At 34.9% G+C, this 22,073-nt stretch carries 20 protein-coding genes; 5 read left to right on the top strand and 15 right to left on the bottom strand.

Going from position 1 to position 22,073, the window contains the following annotated elements; all coding sequences use genetic code 11:
• Nucleotides 1-170 precede the first annotated feature (170 nt).
• On the bottom strand, nt 171-2,570 hold the full coding sequence (nrdJ, locus tag RT261_RS06980) for a ribonucleoside-triphosphate reductase, adenosylcobalamin-dependent (protein WP_313131087.1): 2,400 nt from the start codon (nt 2,568-2,570) through the stop codon (nt 171-173).
• A gap of 400 nt (nt 2,571-2,970) precedes the next feature.
• On the opposite strand from nrdJ, the gene RT261_RS06975 reads away from it, so the two are divergent.
• A complete protein-coding gene (locus RT261_RS06975) occupies nt 2,971-4,143 on the top strand; it encodes an iron-containing alcohol dehydrogenase (RefSeq protein WP_313131085.1) in 1,173 nt (390 codons plus the stop codon).
• Nucleotides 4,144-4,262: 119 nt separating this feature from the next.
• Here RT261_RS06975 and RT261_RS06970 read toward each other — a convergent pair whose 3' ends face one another.
• Together RT261_RS06970 and RT261_RS06965 are read right to left on the bottom strand one after the other, a co-directional pair.
• The gene (locus RT261_RS06970; RefSeq protein WP_313131082.1) at nt 4,263-5,153 is read right to left on the bottom strand and encodes a hypothetical protein; all 891 of its coding nucleotides are present in this window, start codon (nt 5,151-5,153) and stop codon (nt 4,263-4,265) included.
• 291 nt (nt 5,154-5,444) lie between these two features.
• A complete protein-coding gene (locus RT261_RS06965; protein ID WP_313131080.1) occupies nt 5,445-7,496 on the bottom strand; it encodes an HD domain-containing phosphohydrolase in 2,052 nt (683 codons plus the stop codon).
• Nucleotides 7,497-7,911: 415 nt separating this feature from the next.
• On the opposite strand from RT261_RS06965, the gene RT261_RS06960 reads away from it, so the two are divergent.
• The 3 genes from RT261_RS06960 to RT261_RS06950 all read left to right on the top strand — a co-directional run bounded on the left by RT261_RS06960 (nt 7,912) and on the right by RT261_RS06950 (nt 10,260).
• On the top strand, nt 7,912-8,526 hold the full coding sequence (locus RT261_RS06960; RefSeq protein WP_313131077.1) for a histidine phosphatase family protein: 615 nt from the start codon (nt 7,912-7,914) through the stop codon (nt 8,524-8,526).
• 282 nt (nt 8,527-8,808) lie between these two features.
• A complete protein-coding gene (locus RT261_RS06955; protein WP_313131075.1) occupies nt 8,809-9,681 on the top strand; it encodes a MurR/RpiR family transcriptional regulator in 873 nt (290 codons plus the stop codon).
• A gap of 102 nt (nt 9,682-9,783) precedes the next feature.
• Nucleotides 9,784-10,260, top strand: coding sequence for a hypothetical protein (locus RT261_RS06950; RefSeq protein WP_313131074.1), 477 nt, complete (start codon nt 9,784-9,786; stop codon nt 10,258-10,260).
• 135 nt (nt 10,261-10,395) lie between these two features.
• Here RT261_RS06950 and RT261_RS06945 read toward each other — a convergent pair whose 3' ends face one another.
• From RT261_RS06945 to RT261_RS06890, 12 genes are all read right to left on the bottom strand, one after another.
• Nucleotides 10,396-11,535 carry an exo-beta-N-acetylmuramidase NamZ family protein gene (locus RT261_RS06945; protein ID WP_313131071.1) on the bottom strand — a complete coding sequence of 380 codons (1,140 nt, stop codon included), beginning with the start codon at nt 11,533-11,535 and terminating at the stop codon, nt 10,396-10,398.
• A gap of 69 nt (nt 11,536-11,604) precedes the next feature.
• Complete coding sequence (locus RT261_RS06940; RefSeq protein WP_313131069.1) at nt 11,605-12,522, bottom strand: BadF/BadG/BcrA/BcrD ATPase family protein; 918 nt, start codon at nt 12,520-12,522, stop codon at nt 11,605-11,607.
• A gap of 53 nt (nt 12,523-12,575) precedes the next feature.
• On the bottom strand, nt 12,576-13,817 hold the full coding sequence (anmK, locus tag RT261_RS06935; RefSeq protein WP_313131066.1) for an anhydro-N-acetylmuramic acid kinase AnmK: 1,242 nt from the start codon (nt 13,815-13,817) through the stop codon (nt 12,576-12,578).
• 196 nt (nt 13,818-14,013) lie between these two features.
• The gene (gene murQ / locus RT261_RS06930) at nt 14,014-14,940 is read right to left on the bottom strand and encodes an N-acetylmuramic acid 6-phosphate etherase (RefSeq protein ID WP_313131064.1); all 927 of its coding nucleotides are present in this window, start codon (nt 14,938-14,940) and stop codon (nt 14,014-14,016) included.
• 305 nt (nt 14,941-15,245) lie between these two features.
• Entirely contained in the window at nt 15,246-15,824 is a 579-nt protein-coding gene (locus RT261_RS06925; protein WP_313131061.1) for a nitroreductase family protein, read from the bottom strand.
• Between the two features lie 108 nt (nt 15,825-15,932).
• The gene (locus tag RT261_RS06920; RefSeq protein ID WP_313131059.1) at nt 15,933-16,727 is read right to left on the bottom strand and encodes a prolipoprotein diacylglyceryl transferase; all 795 of its coding nucleotides are present in this window, start codon (nt 16,725-16,727) and stop codon (nt 15,933-15,935) included.
• A gap of 83 nt (nt 16,728-16,810) precedes the next feature.
• Nucleotides 16,811-17,095, bottom strand: coding sequence for a hypothetical protein (locus RT261_RS06915; RefSeq protein WP_313131057.1), 285 nt, complete (start codon nt 17,093-17,095; stop codon nt 16,811-16,813).
• A 234-nt stretch (nt 17,096-17,329) separates the two neighbouring features.
• The gene (locus RT261_RS06910; RefSeq protein ID WP_313131055.1) at nt 17,330-17,971 is read right to left on the bottom strand and encodes an undecaprenyl diphosphate synthase family protein; all 642 of its coding nucleotides are present in this window, start codon (nt 17,969-17,971) and stop codon (nt 17,330-17,332) included.
• 638 nt (nt 17,972-18,609) lie between these two features.
• Nucleotides 18,610-19,122 (bottom strand): hypothetical protein, encoded by a 513-nt coding sequence (locus tag RT261_RS06905; RefSeq protein ID WP_313131052.1) that lies wholly within the window; start codon nt 19,120-19,122, stop codon nt 18,610-18,612.
• Between the two features lie 10 nt (nt 19,123-19,132).
• The gene (locus RT261_RS06900; protein WP_313131050.1) at nt 19,133-19,321 is read right to left on the bottom strand and encodes a hypothetical protein; all 189 of its coding nucleotides are present in this window, start codon (nt 19,319-19,321) and stop codon (nt 19,133-19,135) included.
• A gap of 189 nt (nt 19,322-19,510) precedes the next feature.
• Nucleotides 19,511-20,035, bottom strand: coding sequence for an AAA family ATPase (locus RT261_RS06895; RefSeq protein ID WP_313131048.1), 525 nt, complete (start codon nt 20,033-20,035; stop codon nt 19,511-19,513).
• 18 nt (nt 20,036-20,053) lie between these two features.
• A complete protein-coding gene (locus tag RT261_RS06890; protein ID WP_313131045.1) occupies nt 20,054-20,869 on the bottom strand; it encodes a DNA-3-methyladenine glycosylase family protein in 816 nt (271 codons plus the stop codon).
• A 402-nt stretch (nt 20,870-21,271) separates the two neighbouring features.
• On the opposite strand from RT261_RS06890, the gene RT261_RS06885 reads away from it, so the two are divergent.
• A complete protein-coding gene (locus RT261_RS06885) occupies nt 21,272-21,772 on the top strand; it encodes a pyridoxamine 5'-phosphate oxidase family protein (protein ID WP_313131043.1) in 501 nt (166 codons plus the stop codon).
• Nucleotides 21,773-22,073: the final 301 nt, after the last annotated feature.

Genomic DNA, 22,073 nt, shown 5'->3' with positions numbered 1-22,073 from the left:
AAAAAAATTATAATTAATAACAAGAGAAATATAAGAGAGTGCATTTTGATGCACTCTCAGTATTTAATATAGAAATATTTAGTTTTATTTATTACCAACATATCCTTTGATTATTAACGTATTCTTTAATTATTAGCGTACTCTTTAATTATTAGCGTACTCTTTAATTATTAGCGTACCGGACAATGACCACTATCGCAATCAGCATCTAATATATCAAATTCTTCTTCAAAGGTTTCATATTGATTTAGAATGGAAGGGTTAAACTTGGGTTGCTTTTCCAATAAATTCTGATATGTTTCTTTATCCACTGCTTCATACGGCAATAATTGGTAGAAACTTTCATCTAAAGAAAGGAAGGTTACACCTACAATATCATCCCAGTTATCATAAACCCATTGTTCTACTTCCTCCCACTCTTTTGGTCTTACATGAATGGTGTTAGAAGCATTATGATCTACATAATTCTTCATAATCAATCTGTATAATTCTAATTGTTCGATTGCAGATACATCATATTTTGTTCTTCCTTCCGGGGATTTTATAGGGAATTCAAATACCTTAGTTTTGTGTTCCTCTACTGTCTGTCCAACTTCCGGATTCCATGGGAAACCTGCTTCTGCAAGTGCCTGAGCCAGTGGATCCTTCGCATTTACCCTCACACGTCTGATATAATATGGAGAATGTGAAAAATGCACTCCGCTTGATACTGTGGGCAACTGACTGATGGTACCTGAGGGTTTAACGGTAGTTACTAATTTAGGACGGTTCATATTTAGGTAATCTGCTAATTCGAATGCGGATTCTCTGGCCGTTTTTCTTAATTCTTTTAATAGTTCAACAAACTCTTCATCTGGCATATTGGTAGCATTTCTAAAATCCATAACACCGGTGATGGAACAACCTGTTAGCCTGTCTTCCTCATTTACCAGATTCCACTCATGAAGTTCAAGTTCAATGCTGCCCATACGGTATCCAATATGAGCGGAATACTTTTGTGCTTTTAATAAGCCCTGTTTATCATAGGTTCCATCCGGGTTAACAAATCCCATTAGGTTTACTTCTGTTAAATTACATACTCCACGGTCTCTTAATAGAATTTCAAAGCAAGGATTTCCACCTTGTACATCCGGACGTCTTCTTTGCATTTCTTCAAAGTTTGCAAAGGCAGGTTCACCGGAGATTTTTAATTTGTTAAAATGTTGATGCAGTTCTTCCCTTGTTGGTTTTTTATTATAAATAACTGTATTATTGGAAAGTGAACGATTTAAAATCTGTTTGTTTTCAATCCAGTTACCGTTATCATCCTGATAATAGAGGTTGGTTTTTGCATTCAATACCTCTTCCTCATCATGGTCACAAAGAATGATTTCTGCACTTCGTCTAACACCGCCGGATACAACATTTTCAGCAATAATGGTTGCTATATCCAGACAATCGATAGGTTTAATAGCCTGCCATTGCTGCTGATTTGCCTTTCTCTTTTCTTTAAATAAACGATCTATCTTAATAAACATCTGCTTGATATTATTGTGACCGGATGCATATCCGCCAAATGTTTTCAATCTTTCTCCTTCAGGTCTTACGTTATTATAATTAATAAAAATGTATTCAACCCCAACATATTGTTTTGAGGATAATATGTCAAAGAACATGTCAATGGCGCTGGACCATCCAAACTTGCTGTCACCAATTTCAAGTTCAATGGCATTGTTGTTGATTAATTTTAATTCTGTATATTCTTTACGTTGTTTTACCGGCACTGCATCGTAGGACTTATGGATAATTTCAATTTTACTGTTTATCTTAGGTAGTTTTGTTACATATTTTCTTTGAACAGATAAGCCAACGCCGGTTCCAAGCATCAATACAAAAAATATCTCCGAGAATTTCTTTAAGCTGTCTATTGTAACAAAGCTGCAGTTAAAGTTACTTAATGGATACAAATAGGATGCTCTGCTTCCTGCTACCCAGAGAGACCTTCCGGATGGGAATAGCTTCAAATGATACATTAAATCATAGATTTCTTCTGCTTCTCTTGTCAGACTATGCATTAACATTTCCGTTACATAGATACCTTGTCTTCTCATAGCATCCAATTGTAATCCCACGTTGAATTCTACAACCCTGTAACAAGTTTCCCACCAATATTCTCTCCGTCTTTCTTCCGGTATGGGTCTGCTATATGTACGGTAATACACAAACTTTCCAAGTTCTGTTGGGAATGGATCTGGTTTATGCTTGTATTTTGCAATAAATTCACTGGATAAGAATTTACCACTCTCTTTATTTTCACGACTTCTAAATAGTTTACGCTGAGCCTTGTATTCCGCATAAGAATCAGCAACCTCATCCATATTTTCTAAAAATAATTCTTTCACCACTTGCCGTTCAACATCTTCTACACGCATGCCATTTACATGGTTTTCTTCAATTTTGGCTGCAATTTTCTCTGCAATTTCTTTATCCTCAAGGCCCACAGAAATCATTGCTTTCATTATTGCATTAGCAATTCTGCTCCTATCAAAGGTTGTCTTCTTTCCATTCCTTTTGATGATTTCTTTCTTCATCCATTTACCCCTCGCCTTTCTCTTTTAAATTATTAGATAATCCTATTGCTTAAAAGGATTTTAATCATTCACAATATTGGGTGTGTTACGCTGAGGGTTTGCAAGCAGGCTTGTATTTCCTCATTACGTTTGTATTATATCATATTTTTAGAAAATGTCCACTACATATAGTTATTATTTTTTTACATTCACAATATATTGTACTTGCAACTATATACAAATATGTTTTCTATATCAATAATTTTCAAAACATGTTATAATATATTATGAGAAAATTCATGCCAAAATATTGATTCTTTTCCATTATTAATAAAGAATATTTTAGCTGTATAAGCATATAACATATGCATGAAATCTCATTCTATAATAAAAATGATAAGAATTCAGGAGGTGCAGTGACATGAATAATTTTACATTTTATAGCCCAACTTATTTTGTGTTTGGCAAAGGGCAGGAAGAAAGTGCCGGCCATTATGTGAAACGCTTTGGTGGTACTAAAGTACTGCTTCATTATGGCAGCGGGTCAGTAATCCGCTCAGGATTATTAGACAGGGTAAAAAAATCTTTGAATGAAGAAGGCCTTTCCTATCTTGAATTAGGAGGTGTAAAACCAAATCCAAGAAGCGGCCTGGTATATGAAGGAATTGAACTTTGTAAGAAAAATGATGTTGACTTTATACTTGCTATCGGCGGAGGAAGTGTCATTGATTCTGCAAAGGCTATTGCTGCTGGAGCAAAATACGAGGGTGACTTCTGGGACTTCTATGTTGATACCCCCATTAAAGATGCCTTAAAAGTTGGAACTATACTTACTATTGCTGCTGCCGGCAGTGAGGGTTCCGGAGATTCAGTTATTACCAAAGAAGAAGGTATGCTAAAAAGAGGTGCCAGCAGTGAATGTTTTCGTCCTGCTTTCTCTATTCTTAATCCGGAATTAACACAAACTCTACCAGCATATCAAACTGCATGCGGAGCGGCGGATATAATGGCACATGTATTTGAACGATATTTCACCAATACACAGGATGTTGAGGTAACGGACCGTTTATGCGAAGCTATCCTGTTAACTATGATAAAAGAAGTTCCAAAAGCAATAAAAAATCCCAATGATTACGAGGCAAGAGCTAACATTATGTGGGCAGGAATGGTTGCTCATAATAATATCGTAGGGGTAGGCCGCGAACAGGATTGGGCAAGTCATAGTATTGAACACGAACTATCTGCATTATATGACTGCGCTCACGGTGCTGGATTAGCAGTAATCTTTCCTGCCTGGATGAAGTTTGTAATGCACCATGACATTAACCGTTTTGCTCAGGTAGCTGTGAGAGTATGGGATTGTAATATGGATTATGCCCATCCTAAAGTAACTGCTGCAGAAGGTATAGAACGCTTTAAGAATTTCCTGTCAGCTATAGGATTGCCGGTTAATTTTGAAGAACTGGAAGCTGATGCAAAAGATATTCCGGCCTTAGTTGATAAACTGGGACTTGGGGAAACTGAAACTTTAGGCAACTTTGTAAAGCTTACCAGCAAGGATGCGGAAGAAATTTACCGTATAGCAGCTGAGTAAAGTAATATTAATTAAGGGGCTGCTGCCTAAAATGCCAATATCCACAGGCAGTGGAAACAACTAAATAAACTGTTATTTCCACTGCCTACGGGTATAAGACATTCATCTGTCAACGCTTCTTAATTGGTTTCTAAACATTTCTCCGGATCAAGTTTTATGAGTTTCCAACTGCCAGATTTGTCTTTTATATATTGGGCTATCTCTATATCAGTGTCATTTGTTAACTGATAGAATTCTATCAGATATTCATTTCCATCTGTCCCCTTGAAACAAATCCTTTTTACATAACCGTCTTGTTTGGTTGGAAGTCTATCCTTTACTAATTTACACCAACCGCCGTATTTTATATCAATAACTGCTTCTGCAGCATAGGACCAGCCATGATATGGTGCACAAAGATAATTTTCTCTGTAGAATTCTATATTTGATATTTTATAATTACTTTTTTCTTTTACAATATCAATAAAACCATAGTAATAAGCAAAATAAGCTGCATTTTTCTCAGAACCTTCAATAGTCTCAATCTCTACAAAATATCGGATTATATCATTGGGATTATCCACTACTGGCACCTGCCTGTATTTAATCAAATTGATATGTAAGATATTCAAAAAGGTTTTTAAATATTCTTTATAGGACATATTTTCTTTATAAGAAGATGCCAAAAATTGATATGCTACAGGATAGGGTATTGTTTGGTACCCTAAGGTGCCGCAACCTGCATACTTTCCCTCCTGAACATTGGCTGCCTCCCGCATAATACTAAAATAATTGATGATAGTGTCCTCCGGTGACTTTATTAGATGTTCCTGTAAAATTATTTCAGATTCCTCCTTCTGGAAGTAAGGATCAAAAAAACTCATATTATAATTTCTATCATTAAGTACAGGTAAATTAGAAGGCCTAAAATATTTTTCCACATCTGTATACTGTCTTATATCAGTATCCTCACCAACCTCCAAAGTTTGAACACCAAGCTTACCTCCCATAACCATTTTGGCAGAATTCATACAATAATATTGATACAAAACTCTTAAAAATGCCGTGATTATTAGAAAAGATATAAGGTAAGTAAAAATCTTTTTCTTATTCACCACCACTAATTTCAAGTGCAAACCTCATTATGAAATCTATTAATAAAATATATGAAATAAAAGAAAATTAAACACCTCTTACACTTTGGGTATAAACAGGACCTTCTTGATTATGGGTAATGCTCTAAGACATATCCACTCTTTCGAAGGTCCATATAAACTTTATTAAATAAGGTATCTACTCATTTATTCTTAGATTAGGTTCATCTAATCTTCAAATTCAAATCCTTTATTGGCAAACACATTTAAGCAGGCATCAACTACAGAGGGATCATATTTTATTCCCCTGTTTTGGGTAATTTCCTCCAAGGCTTTTTCCAGACCCAGTGCCGGACGATAGGGCCGGTGGTAGGCCATAGCTTCTACAACGTCGGCCACGGTGATAATACGGGCACCAAGGATAATATCTTCTCCTTTTAGCCCTAGTGGGTAACCGCTGCCATCCATTTTTTCATGATGCTGTAATATGTATTCTGCAATTGGCCAAGGATAATTGGTGTCTTTTATGATATCATAGCCAGCCTGGCTATGCCCTTTTATTATTTCAAATTCCAGATAATTTAATAATCCCGGCTTACTTAGTATTTCAGAAGGTATATTTATTTTACCTATATCATGGATGGTGGCTGCAATAAATATTCCCTCTGCTTCATCATTAGATAACCCCAATTCTTTTGCAATTGCAGTTGATAATTGTGCCACCTTTCTTTGATGGCCTGCTGTATAAGGGTCTCGCATTTCAACCACATTGGATAAGGAGGCTACCGTTTGATTTAGCAGAGTACGCATTTTACTCAGATTATATTCCAATTGTTTGGCAGTCTTATCCCTTTCTGCTCTTGCCCTAAGAGATATGATTCCATAAGTAAGATCGGAAGCCATCTCTGTTAATATTATTACTTCCTCATCGTCAAAAACATCTTCCTGATTAGAACCAATGCCTAATACACCAAAGGGTTCTTCATCACCGTTTAAAAGAGGGAAAGATATCAAAGACTTACCGCCGATTTTCATGATTTCCTCTCTCCATGGTGCAAAGGTTTCATCTTCTGCAATACTTCTTGTGATTACCGTTTTGCAGGTTTTAACAACCCTGCCAAAAGGCCCATTACCTAAAACCGGATGGTTAACCTGAATCTTAATATCTTTAAGATAAGTTTCTATATTGCCTGCATGGGCTACCGGATAAATAGTACGCATCTCATCGTTAGCCACATAACCTACCCAGGCCATATAATAGCCTCCAACTTCTATGATCTTTTCACACACGGTCTGAACCAGTTCCATTTCATCTGCGGCATGGATCATCGCCATATTACAGGCACTTATGGCCTGTAATGCCCTCTTAACCTGATACAATTCTGATACATCATATAAAGTAATAACGGTGCTTTCGGTTTCCGGAATCAGATTGGCGTTTATTATAAGAGTATATACCTTCCCTAAGGGGTTTCGGTATTTAGTAATATATTTTGAAAAGATTGCTGCAAACTCTTCTGTATTTTTAATATGCTCTACATTTTTATTATTGAAATAATCGGCCCATTTCTTTCCTATTAACTCTTCTTTGGACACACCAAAAATATTTACACATTCAGCATTTACCTTTGATATTGTGTTATCCTTTTCAATGATTACTTTTGCAGTACCGGTACTGTTAAAAATCGTCCGATAATAATTTTCAGATTCTTTCAAAGCCTCCACCATATCCTTGCGGATAAATGCATTGGATAAAATATGGGCTATGGATTGAAATAGTAATACATCTTCTTCTTGAAAGTCTGGTATCTCTTTTAATAAATAAAAGTCTAACAAACCAATGAATTTATTATTGTACTTTAAGGGCAGCAATAAAAAGCTCTGGATACCATTAGAAATTAATAATTCTTTATCAATCCAGGAATAGTCTTGTAAGGATAGAAGATTCCTAACTAAAAAATAGTCCTTCTTATTTAACTCTTCTCTTAGGTTTCCTAAGGTATCTTTGCTATGATATTCAAGCATAGACCCCTTTAGTTTAACACCTGATGTTATCCATTCATCTACATATACAATTTCTTTTTCATTCTCGGAACATAATGCAATACGTACTCCGTCAAAATCAGAATATGTACAGATATATTCTAAAACTGTTTTTATCTTTACTTCACTTTCAGACTCAATATTCTCCAATAATTTAAAAATATCAAGTAATAGCTTTTGCCCATCTATTTGTTTCTTGTATTTCCTCAACAATATATTATCAGTAAGATTATTCATATAAACACCGCCTGCCTCTATTATTTTTTATTATCACAAAGAATACTTTGCGAGTAACTCCATGACTTGAGGCACCTCGCAAGGATATCCCTAAATACAGAAGGAATGCACAGCTGCTCCTAAAATATGAAATATCCTTCGTCAATGATTCATTTCTTACCTTGTATACATTATACCAAATATTTTAGCGAAATGTGGCAATTCTTAAAATATTTTATTATATTTTCGTATTTTATAGGAGGATAGTTATTATCTATGAGTTTTTCTTTTCCACGACGAAAGTACCTTCCAAAATGCATTTCAAGATACTATCATGCCATATACTTTGAATTTTCATTTTCAAATGCTATAATAGAAACATAATATAATACAGAGAAAGGAAAGACAGATTTATAAAATCTGCATTGAAAGCCCAATGAAAACGGAAGTATATTTAGTAAGACACGGAGAAACTGAATGGAATAAACTTGGAAGATTCCAAGGTTGTACGGATTTGGAATTATCAGAGGAAGGTATCAAACAGGCACAATGTTTAAAAGAGCGGTTTCAAGGCAATTTTGATTATATCTTTTCCAGTCCTTTAAAAAGAGCTTTTCACACTGCCTCCATCATTTGTGAAGATAGTGAAATGAAACCTATTATTGTTGATGAAATTACTGAAATTAATTTCGGGTCATGGGAAGGGTTAACTCTGAAAGATATTAAAGAAAAATATCCGGAAGATTTTCATGCCTGGAGAACCGACGAATTAAACGGACCTATTACTGGTGGGGAGTTAAGTACTAAAAACGCCTCTATCCGTGCAAAGAATGCTATATATGACTTAGTAAATAAATATCAAGGCAGTAAGATTGTTGTTGTGGCACACGGCGGTATTATTAAAGCCGGTTTAATCGGTCTTTTTAACTGGAGAATGAACATGTACCGAAGTTTAAATTTAAATAATACGGCAGTAACACATTTAGTCTTTAAAGACAGCTCTTATCCAGTTATTATGAGTTTTAATGATACAGGACATCTGGAAAAGTAATTCTCACTTACTAATTAATTTATAAAATTTATGAATGAGAAAATTACCTATTTCCTGTGAACATACTTTGCAACAAATTTTGTTATTTTATATCAATTTATAAATATAAATATAGAATTTAGTTCTATTTACAACTTCTTCATATTGCCTATACCATACTTTTGTTATATAATGGCAGTAATGTGAAAAAACAAGATTTTTCCCACAGCAAATTTGTGCTAATGCCCAAATTCAAAGTATTCCACAGGAATGAAGATTATTATAAAATATGAGGTGAGCTAGATGACTACTGTTGAAATTCGCACACAAACAATGTATTCCCAATTGAGTAATTCAGAGAAATTAGTGGCAGATTATATTTTAAAAAACAGGGAGAATATCTTTCGCTATCCACTCGCTAAACTTGCAGAACAATCCGGCACCAGCCAGGGTGCTTGGGTTCGATTTTGTAAATCAATTGGGTTTGATGGTATGAAGGATTTAAAGAAGTCCCTTTTTGTAGAAATGAATGATACCATAGCAGAAAATGGTACACCTGCTCCCCAGTTACAATTTACGGATATCAAAGATCATTCCACATTTAGCTCGATGGCTGAAAATGTCTGTTATAGCAGTATTCAGGCAATTGAAGCTACTCTGAAATTATTTGACGAAGAAATGTTAAAAAAAATTGTAAATAAAATTATTCATGCCAGAACAATACGTTTGTTTGGTGTTGGTGCATCTGGATTGGTAGCAGGTGATTTATTTCATAAGTTACTTCGCATTGGCTATAATGTGACCTTTTGTCAGGACACTCATGTCAGCTTAACCTATGCTTCCACACTTACAGAAGAAGATGTTGCAATATTATTTTCAAACTCCGGAGAAACTACAGAAATTATTGAACTATTAGAAATTGCACAAAAAAACAAAGCCACTACAATTGCAATCACCAAGTTTGGAAAAAGCAATTTAGCTTTGAATTCAGATTTCGTACTATATACCAGTTCACCGGAAATCTACAAAAGGAGCGGTGCTATGAGTTCCCGTATTGCACAGTTAATTTTAAATGATATTTTATTTACTGCAATTGCTAATAGAGATTATGAAAATGTTGAGGAGTTACTGGAAGTCAGTTATGAATCTTGCAGTTCTCACCGTTTATCAGACTAAATAAATGATTCCAATTTCTTCAACTTCTATTTGCGAAATGGTTTATAGCCCAGTATTAACAAATATAAATTATGTTTTATGATTGAGAGGATTGGATGACTTATGAATAAAGAAATTTTAAGATTGCCATTGTATACTTTGATTGCCGGCTTTATACTGGGAATTATTAACCTTATTACCATTCGTATATTAATAAGAGGAACCAACGAATGGACTTTAGAAATGGGGAAAACAGTATTTTATATAGAATTAATTCTAAGTATTATTGCCTTTGTCTTCATTGGTATTTTATTGCGCCAAAAATATAACAGAACTGATTTTTTTAAATCTGCCACACTATTAGTAATCTATTCTGCTGTTGTCTTCATATTAGAACAAATTATGCAATATTGGGGTTTTTACAGCATGATAAACTCCTACCTTTATCTGCCTGTATCAATATTTACTGTTATTACATCACTGGTAGCAAGAATTAGCAATCTTGAACATATCAAATGGCTGCATGTCATTCCATCCATATTTGCACCATATTTGTTTTTACTTTTTTCAAAAAATCCTTCAGAAAATACCGCAAAATAAGCAGTACTCATGACAACATTGTGATTTTGATATATAAAATAAACAATCCCTATACGAATAAAAACGCGGACTATGCCTATTCTAAAACTGCATACTCCGCGTATCATTTACAAATTCGTTTTAATAAAATACACCTTATTCATAAATATGATATTTCACTTTTCTGTGTTTAAATTCTTCTTCTTCCTTCTTCCACTGTTCGTATACCTCTTTTGCGGAAAAATCCTGGGTTCTAATGTAGTCGCTTCCTGTATTGTAATCAATCATGGGCTTTCCTTTTTCAGAAAAGGCAGGTAAGAACTGAAACTTTTCTCCGGACATTCTTTTGATTTCTTCCAGCAAATGCAGCCCTGTTTTTACTGCACAGAAGGTTCGGCGATTGGTTACATGAAGCTGAATACCTCTGCATAATTCATTGACGTGTTTTGAAAAGGTCGGAGTAAAATATGCCGGTCGAAAAGCAACTCCCTCCAGTTTCAAATCATTCATAACCTCTGCTAACCTACCAGCATTAAGCCATGGAGCACCTACGAACTCAAAAGGTTTTGCTGTGCCTCTGCCCTCAGAAATATTGGTCCCTTCAAAAATACAAGTAGCGTTATAAACAAACGCAGTATCTACTGTAGGCATATTAGGAGAAGGCAGAATCCAAGCTAAGTTAGTATCTTCATAAAACATGCTTCTGGTCCACCCTTCCATAGGGATTACCTTTAAATCACATTGAATATGGAATTCCTTATTAAAGAATTCTGCCAATTCACCAATGGTTAATCCGTATCGATAAGTAATGGGATGTAATCCTACAAAGGAAGTAAATCTTTCCTGAATCATATTTCCCTCCACACTCTCCCCCCCAATGGGATTAGGTCTGTCAAAAAGAACAAAGGTCTTTCCAAACTGGGCACAGCCTTGCATACAATAAGACATAGTGTATAAATAGGTATATAATCTGGAACCTACATCTTGAATGTCCATTGCCAATATATCTATATCTTCCAGCATTTCTTTAGATGGTTTCTTATTCTTACCGTATAAAGTAATGACAGGCAAAGAGGTACTTTCATCTACATAATTCTCCACTGTCTCTCCAGCTTGTATATCCCCTCTTACTCCATGCTCAGGGGAAAATAATCGTACTAAATTCACTTTTCTATGTAAAATATCAATAGTGCTTTCTAATTCACTATTTACTCCCGTTGGATTCGTAATCAATCCAACCCTTTTTCCTTCAAATAAGTACATATATTTATCAATTTGGTCTATACCCAGTTTCATCTTAACCTCGATTCCGGCGCCTTAGCGTCTTTTTATTATTGATAGCATCCGGATAAAAAACATAACTTTTTAACCTTCTGTCAACAACTTTGCAGCTAAAATGACTGCACCATAAGCAGCGTCTTTCTTAGGTTTTATAATAGATACTTTAGGAAATTCCATTTTCATTCCTGCCGTAAACTTCTCAAATATATTCTGATTGTTTAATAGTACACTTCCTGCTGCCGCAACCGTACAATTTTCTTTCATATGGGAAAGAACTGGTCTAGTCAAGTCTATCAATCCATTTATACATTTATTCATAATAGGCAGCGCCGCTATGTCCTGCAATCGATATGCTTCATCTATAAGAATAGAAAGCTTTGCTATCTCTTTTTTGCTATGCTTTGGATTATAAACATAACGGATTAATTCTTCTATGGATTGTATATGGAGATATTCATAGACCAATTTTGTAAGAACTGTATCTTCTGCTCTTTTGTCATAGGCCCTGACTACCGCCGAAAGAATATCCCTTCCTATGGCATAGCCGCTTCCTTCGTCATCAATAAGATAACCAAAGCCACCGGTACGATAGGTATTTCCACACTGGTCTTTACCATAACATATAGATCCGGTACCAGCGATTACTATCACTCCTTCTGTTTGCAAAAGAGCACCTGTCAGCGCAGTTTCGTGATCACCAACAATTTCTGCGGGACAAGTATATCCAAAATGGCTGATATTTTCTTTCATATATTCAGTAACTAAAGGGTTGCTGATTCCAGCTGTACCAATACATATTCCTCTGCAGTTATTTTTTTTATACCCCTTCTCCTCCAGGATATGAAAGATACCTTGAATATTCTGATCGACTTCCTCTTTCCTGGCACCATTATAGTTAATGGCACCTGCTGTAAGTTCTTCCAGAATATTTTGGCTTCTATCTGCAATTAAGACTTTGGTCTTTGTTCCACCGCCATCCATTCCTATTACATATTCTGACACAGTACTTCCTCCTTATTACAGCTTAACCAATTATTTGCCATAGTTTCTGTTTCTTACAAGGATATTTTACCCATAACTACCGGCTTACAAGCTCCGGTAACTGATGGTATATTATTGTATTTACCAGCAATGGTACAATCCGCTAACATAGCAAAAGCAACTGCTTCTTTTGCATCACTGCTGAATCCAATATCCTCCTGTATAAGAACTTCCATATTCAATGGTTCCATACGTTGTTTTATCTTTGTTACTAAGGTGTGATTATAGCTGCCTCCACCTCCAATAATAAATTGAAAGTCAGCGCTTCTCTTACTCTCTTTTTCCATAATAAATTGCCTGTAAGAGTCTTCTATGGACCATGCGGTAAATTCCGTTACTGTAGCAAGGGCATCCTCCATACTGATATTTTGTTCCAGCATCTTTTGGAACAACTTCATGCAATACTCTTTTCCAAACAATTCTCTTCCTGTGGATTTTGGTGGTTTCTTTGAAAAGTAACTATCCCTGCACATAGTATCCAGTAACTCCTTGTTCACCTGTCCCTTAGCTGCCGTCTTTCCACCTTCATCATAGCTTTTCTCCCCATTGGTAAATAAACTGATTAAGCCATCCATAATCATATTGCCAGGTCCCGTATCAAAAGCATATACTTCCTCCTGAGATCCGCCTTGGGGAAGAACTGTAATATTACCGATACCTCCGATATTCTGTAATAGAACTGTTTTATCTTCTCTTTTGTATAATAGATATTCTGTAAATGGCACTAAAGGAGCACCTTGCCCCCCTGCTGCCATATCAGCAACTCTAAAATCAGAAACACATGGGATACCGGTTCTTGCAGCAATGACTGCACCTTCTCCAATCTGCATGGTATAGGCAAAAGTGCAGGAGTCTTCTGGAGAATTAGAAGAAAGTCCCTTGGACTCCATAGGAAAAGTGCAAACCTCAGGATGATGAAAGATAGTTTGGCCGTGAGAACCTATGAAATCCACATCCTCTATTTTAAGGCCTGCTTTATGTACTACTGAGAATACCGCCTTGGCATAAAGTTCTCCAAGAAGTACATTCATATATCCCAACTGCTCTACATTAGCATGTTTAGTATCAAATAGAGAAATTATCATTTCCTTAACTTCTTCCGGAAAAGGATTGTTTTCAAAGGCAATTAACTTTACCTTTCCCTCCAAGGGATCCCCGGTGATTTCCACCAGTGCCCCGTCAATTCCATCCACGGAGGTGCCTGACATAAGTCCTACCACTCTTCTTGTATCCTTTAACCTGATATGTTCCAACATAAATACCTCTTTCTGTCCGGTTAGGACTCATTTATTATTGGTGCCCTTGCAGCGTTTCGTTAACCGGAATTAAATATCGTTGTTACTAATAATGTACGAACTACAATAATAATACCTGTTTATGAATACTTTTTAAATCTTTTGGATTCTTTATCAGGGGTAAACCAGCCTTAAAATTCGTCTTTCCATATGTATTTTATAGGTCCTTTTCCATTTTAATATTTAGTTGCATTAATGCCTTTTTTAAATATCCTTCATTCTCCAGCAATAATTTTTCAGCATCTTCTAATGAGTAACCGGATAAAATCATTAATATTGCCGTTTTGGTATTCTTATTCGACTTATCTAAATATTCTTTGGCTGTTTCATCATTTACTCCTGTAGTGGTTTTAATAATTCTTAACGCTCTATCATTAAGTTTATGGTTGGTAGCCTTTAAATCAACCATCATGTTACCGTATACTTTTCCAAGTTTAATCATAGTTGAGGTGGTTAACATATTTAGCACAAGTTTTTGGGCAGTACCCGCTTTCATTCTTGTGGATCCGATAATAACCTCCGGTCCCACAACCGGAGCTATACATATGTCACTTATTGGCTTTAATTTACTTTCTTTATTATTCACAACTGCAATAGTTTTTGCACCTAATTCTTTCGCTTGCTTTAAGCCCCCAATTACATAAGGAGCACTTCCACTGGCTGTGATACCAATTACTACATCCCCCTCTTTAATATTACACTCAATAATCTGCTGCCTTCCCAAATCTGCATTATCTTCACAACCTTCAACAGCAGTTCTTAGGGCCACATCACCTCCGGCAATATATCCTTGTATTAATTCAGGAACCGTGCCAAAAGTAGGCGGACATTCTGATGCATCTAATACCCCTAATCTTCCGGAAGTACCTGCTCCGATATAAACCATCTTGCCACCATTTTTTAAAGATTCATAAAGAATATCCACGGCTTTGATGATATTAGGCATTTCTTCTTTTACGGCAAAAGGAACGCCACAATCTTCCTGATTGATTAATTCCAAAATTTCGCCGGTACTGCATTCATCAATATTCTTAGTATTTTGGTTTACCTTTTCTGTTACCAGGTTTGATAAATAATCATTCATAATAATCCCACATTTCCAGATGATATTACATTAAATTATTTGCAATTCAGCGCTTCGCTACAAGTATAATTTAGTAATATATTCTAATCTCTTTTAATTTATTTTAACTAACATATTATGTAATGTCAAGAGAAATTGTAATTTTATTTCTATTTATATTTTTACTTATGTAATTTTATTTCATGTTATTACTCTATATTTTTACTTGCTAATACTCTTAAAATCAGACCGAAAAAAGCTGCTACATACTTTAGATGCAACAGCTTTAAATCATAGTAATTCTTCTTTTCTATTTTATATAATCTTTATTTTATTTCCTTTAAAATTAATTCGTCTAAACTTCTTTTTGGAACGTGATGAACTTGATTTTCATCTCTCCAATATTTAATATCTCCATCTTCTTTTACAGTTTCCAACACTACTTCTTCTTTTGGATATCCCAGTGCAATTACAATAGCAATATCATAATCATCACTTACCTGAAGAGCCTCCGTTAATTTATCCTTGTGAAAACTTGCAATCATACAGCCACCAAGACCCTGTTCAGTTGCTCCTAATAAGATGCTCTGTCCACAGATTCCTTCATCAGGGGTGGGAATTTTGTTAATATTCTTATCCCTCAGCATAATTACATAGCCAGTAGGACGTTCTTCTGGAATTGGACCCGGCCATTCTTTTAGATAACCTGCCCATAATAAATGCTCAAATACTTTTGCATTTACTTCCGGTTCACAGACCAATATATATTTTAAAGGCTGTTTGTTACCCATACTTGGTGACATTCTTGCCAAATCAACCAATTCTCTTAATTGGTCCATTGTAATAGCCTTCTCACCATAAAAACGTCTGTAAGAACGGTTTTTCTTAATAATATCTTTTAACATATATATATCCCTCCTAAGTTTATTAGAATCAGAAAAATCTTCTGATTATTATTAAATTAACAAAAATACCCCATGTTTTCATTTTATATTAATAATATAAATACATTATTATTTTTCATTCATAGTCTTTTCCAACTCTATAGGAAATTTTTTAAAATATAACCAAAAACCAATTGGAATTAGTAATAAACTGATCCATTGGGAGGTGGATATTCCAAAGAAAACACCTCTTACAACATCTCCGCGGAAAAATTCTATATTAAACCGGGCTATACTATAAAAAATTAAATAAACTCCAATTACTCTGCCTGATTTCCTCTTGTTTCTCCCATAAATAAAAAGCACAATACATCCAAGGAAATTAATACCGCTGCTGATAAGCTGAATCGGCAATAAAGCCACTCCATTTGGTGCCGCCTGGGAATACCTGAAAATCACATGGAACAGTCCATCATATTCTATCCCGTAACAGCATCCGGCAGTAAAACATCCAATCCTTCCAAATCCATGTATAAGAGGTATGGAAGGAGCAATTAAATCCAATAAATTAATAAAATTTATTTTATATTGTTTACTGTATACATAGAACCCAAGAAAAGCACCAATCAGCCCTCCATAAAACACCAATCCCCCGAACAGAATATGTAATAACAATTTAGGATTTGCAATTAGTAGATCTTTATTTCTTATTAAATCGGGCATGATGGTAATTATAAAAAGCAATTTTGCTCCCAACAGCAAACCGATACCTGCATAACAAGAAGAGAATATTACATCTTCTTTGCTAATATGATAGATCTTCCTGCGGTAAATGGCAGCCAGTACACCAAAAAAGATACCGATTACTCCCATTAAACCGTATAAGCTTATTTCTCTTCCTAAAACTTCTATTGTAGGCAGCATTTTTTCCTCCGATATATCCCTATTCTATACTAACAAAAGGGCTATTGCAAGACCATTGCAGCAGCCCCTTTATAACATTCGATTTAAAATCTATAGAAATAACGTAAATTGCTAACAATTCCTCCGACGCACAAGGCACAAGCAATAAAGGAAAGTGCACATAATGCCAGACCAATAATGCAAAGTATTACACCGGCTTTAGCCGTTCCATTTTCAGGTGATTCTTTCTGTACTTGTATACCAAGAACAAGACCGATAATTGCTAAAATTATACCTACAAAAGCATACATATTAAAGAATATAAAGACTAAACTTATGATGCCAAGTACTAACGAAGCCGTAGCTTTGTTATTGTTTTGATTCTCCATAGCGAACCCCTTCCCTATTAAGATACTTTACTAACAAATCATTGACGAAATAATGATTTTTGTCCATTATTGCCGACTTTTGTCTGTATTAAAATACTACCAAAAGATACCATGTAAGTCAATATGATTTTCTACGGAGCATTTTTCTTTCAAATAACATTACCCACTTACGGAGCTCTTCAAATTTATGGCATCTCATAAATATATTATGAAGAATGAAATATAATTATTCTATTATCCCCCTAATGTAACATCTTGTTTGTCATACCATTCCAATGCTCTTTCAAAATGTTTGCTTTGAAAATCAGGCCACATTTCTTCTACTACATAAAAATCAGAATATACAGACTGTATTGGTAAAAAACCTGATAATCTCCTCATATTACCCCATCGAATAATTAAATCGATTCTGGATATATCCGAAGAATGCAGCTTGTCCTGTACAGAATACTTCCTATCGGAAGAGTCCAGAATATGCTCAATATCCCATTCCCAACCATAATTAACGAGGAAATTCACTTTAATTCCTCCACCATTCATATCTGTCCTTTTCGTATAGGGTAAAAGTTCTTTGGGAAAACTTTGCGACTGGGTATTACCTACTACTAACAAGGAAGAACCTTCCGATGAAATAATACGAACAGCATCCACACATGCCTTTTTAAAAGCCTCCTGCTGTACCACCGGTCTTTTGCAATTGTCCGTTGTAAATCCATAATAAGTTATTTCCTTAATTCCTGCTTTTTTAGCAAGCCTTAAAACCTCCAGTCCGGGATCTAATCCATAATCATATCCATCTTCTTTTTTAAACCCGTTATTTAATGCCCATCTTCTATTGCCATCTGGGATTATCCCAATATGATTCGGTATTCTCAAAATAACACATCCTTTCTCCTAAAATTTTACCCATAAAACAAAAATTATACATAATAAAATGTGGTTAAGAAATGTCATTTTGAGAACACAGATTCAGTATAGTTGAATTCATGTTTAAAGAAATTTTAGCTTCATATAGACCTATAGAAATAGTTACTGAATTATCATATTAACCTCTTATAAATGCAGTCTAAGTATATTCTGGAAATCAGAATATTTCTGGAGCTTAGCTTCAGAAAATCCGGCATTTACTTATTATCTGAATAATTTACTTTGTTTCTAAATGCCAATTGTTTGATTATTTGAATATTACTTTTGCTTCTGAATTCCGGCATTATCCTATTATTGAAATTCCTTTTGTTTCTGAATTCCGGCATTATCTTATTATTTGAATTACTTTTGTTTCTGAATTCTGGTATCATCTTAATATTTGAATTATTTTTGTTTCAGAATCATAGGCCATGTTTCTTTTATGGGATAAATATAGGATGCACCCATAACTATTTTAGATAGTTTTATAAAGATTCTTTCTTTCAAAAGATTTCTTTTATTCATGGCCGTGCATCCTATATTTTTGTTGCTATTTAATTGATTCTAATATTATTCTTTTTTAATACTTCCAAATATAAGCTAAGCTTTTATCTTTTCATTGCTTTTTGTTTACGGGTAATTAATATTATAGCAGTTAATAGAATAACTGCTGCCACACCAATTACAACAACTATTCCTGTAATACTAGTTTCTTTTAAAGAGCTGCTTACTGGATCTGCTTTTGCAGAAATCAGTTTGGCATCTTCAATTATATCATTTTCAACTACCTTATCCGCTGTTTCATTATTAGCTGAAGTATTTTCGGCTATAGCTTCTTCCTCATTCACAGAAGTAATTTGTATGGTCATCTTATCCTCTTCCAGATTATCATCAACAGGAGCTGCTGGCTGATCAGTGGTTACACCTGCTGCTGGACTGGATATAGATGAATCCGGGGAATCCGGTGCGGTGTATAACATATTTATCTCACCTTCCACAATATCCATTTGCTCTTTACCCAAATTATTATTCAGATAATCTACAAATGCTTCTTCATAAGGTGAAATACCAACTTCTACCCCATCTCCCACAACTCCGGTATGGGTTACTACAAACCCCATCTTCTCAATTTCATCTACATGATCTTTGATTTTGTCTTTCCAGCAATTCCTTATTCTCTTCGGCTGCTCCTTTATACGCGGGAGTACTTTTTTCGGTATTTCCGCTGGTACCGCCACCTGATGTATATGCAGCTCCTGTAAAGAATAAGGAGAAACAAGCTCCTAATAGTAAAGCTTTTATCATCTTTGTTTTAGTCATAATATTCTGCCTCCATTCATTTCTAGTTGGTTTACAAATATTAGACGGAGGAAAATATAAATTAGTTCCATTGCATATAGTCATCTGATGATAATGATTGTTCTCTTTGCCTGCATCAACAAATAAATATCTCAATTTAGTTCAAAAAGTACTTCGAATGCGAACCCGCTAGCTCCCAACAGTTATAAATTACGTTTCCTTGCAAAAATGTTGCAAAATATTATTAACCGATTGCTCCGGTGACTGTTCAGAGGTGTCCAGCCATAAACCGATTTTGGGCGTATCTTTCATAAAATCTGTATACAAATCTTCAACTGTAAAGCCACTGTAACCAATTTTTCCTCTTGATTTCTCCCGTTCTTTTATTACCTCTACATTTGGACATAAAACAATTACGTGAATGGGATAACCCTTGAACTGTTCTATTATATGGGATAACTCTGCTCCGTAATAATTGTCCTGCAAAACCACAGAAAAACTATTATCATAATACATCTTTGCCGCATTTACAGCCAGACAGTAACGAAGATATAATTGGCGGATTGCTTCTTCAGTGGGCTGGGCAGACATTTCTTCACGGCCGGATACAATCATACGGCGAAATACATCTCCACGCAAATGAACTCCTTTTTCCATTTTAGATGCAAGAAGTTCCCCTACCGTTGATTTCCCCGAAGCTATAACACCTGTAATTAAGTAGATTGCTCTTTCCATATAAAGTGCCTCCGTTCTTCAGGACTTATATTCATTCTTCATATAATAAAACATATATTGCTGTACAATTCCATTAAAACCTTTATAAGTATTTGTATCAAAAGATCCACCATAGTATGTATCAACCACACGTTGTATCCACACATCAATAGGAAATGCATCAATTCTGTGCATACCATAGAGTGCCACACAATTAGCTACCTTTTCTCCCACACCGGAAAGCTTTTTTAGCTCAAGAATTGCATCTTCACGGGTCATTTGCTTTATATGTCCCAGATTAATGGTGCCGTCTGCTATGGTTTTTGCTGTACTTAGAATATATTTATCCCGGTATCCTAATGCCAAACCTTGCAAATCTTCTATGCTTTGCTCTGCTATTACTTCTGGAGAAGGGAAAGTATAATACTCTTTACCTTCAAGGTTTTTCTTTTCCCCAAACTTCACACAAAGTTTTTCGATAGTTGACTTAATAGCAGGTATTGATTTTCTTTGAGAAATAATAAAACTCACAATGGTTTCCCATAAATCTTGTTTTAATATACGGATGCCTTCCCCGTATTCCACTGCTTTTTTTAAGAAATCATCCTCACTGTTATGTATAGAATGAACTACATTACCATAATCATAATTTAAGTCAAAATAATCTGCCCACAATGATTCAAAGTCTTCATTCTCACATTTAAAGTCTACCTGGTTATTATCCAATTGCTCTATTTCCAAATATTTATTATAAGCTACCACGCTATAAGTATTCTTACCAATATTGTTCATACGGAAACATTGTCCACTATCAGCTATTTGCTGAACATTAAAATGGACTATATTCTTTATCATGATATCCTCGATTCTAGCGCTTTAGCGCATCTTAATAACAACAACATAAATCTATCGGATTTTATTATAAGCTATATTTCTTCTTTTGTCATGAAAATAATTCTCTATTTTCTATACCCGACTTACGTATCTAAACTCGGATAGAAAGGGAATCGGCCAGAGAGCATGGCGAAATAAAGAAGTTAACGACCCCTTTCCAAGATTCATCGGGATTAATTAAAAGGGATTAGTTAAAAGGGATTAGTTAAAGTATGAATGAATCTTGATTTTTGATATTGAATAAGATAGAATTATTAAAATATTAAAATTACTGCAGGGTAAACGTCTTTTGTTCATTCTATCAATCCTTTGTAGGAATGACTCTCAGACGTTTTATTATTTTTATAAGAAAGAGGTATCTATATGTTTAGAGAAATGCGCCGCAAAAAACAAAATTTAACTTTAGAGGAATGTATTGCTGTTCTTAATAATGGAACCTCCGGTGTACTGGCTGTATCCGGAGATAATGATTATCCCTATGCAGTTCCTCTTAGTTATGTATATTATGATTCCAAAATCATTTTTCATTGTGCTGCTACCGGTTATAAGTTGGATGCTATTGCAAGAAATAATAAAGTATCCTTTTGCGTTATTGATCAGGATAATGTGATACCGGAAGAATATACTACCTATTTCCGAAGTGTCATTGCCTTTGGAAAAGCACGTATTTTAGAAGGAGAAACAGAAAAGAGAAGTGCTCTTGAAAAATTAGCTGAAAGATATTCACCTAACCACGAACAGGGACGTTTGCAGGAAATTGATAAAGCATTCAAGCAGGTATGTCTTGTAGAATTAGCCATTGAGCATATGACTGGTAAAGAAGCCATAGAACTGGTTAAAAGAAAGCGGCCGCAAAACGATTAATTAATCATATAGCCAACATTTTGTAAGTGGTTACAGCACAAACAATTAGTTAATCATATAACCAACATTCTGTAAGTGGTTGTAGCACAAACAATTAGTTAATCATATATTTTTAAGGGATTCCCGCACAATTCCTTATGAATTTAAGCCAGTTCATACCTTTAAATTGTTGTGTGTTTTTGTAATACATATGTTGATAATATAATTATTAAAGCCAGCTTAGCCCTACACTTACAATATTGATATGCTCCCCCTTGTGGCAGACAGTTTAAATAATCAACTATTCACCATAAGAAGGAGC

Origin of the sequence: Anaerocolumna sp. (assembly GCF_032079385.1) — a bacterium.
Classification (GTDB): Bacteria; Bacillota; Clostridia; order Lachnospirales; family Lachnospiraceae; genus Anaerocolumna.
This window is presented reverse-complemented; position numbering and strand designations above follow the sequence as displayed.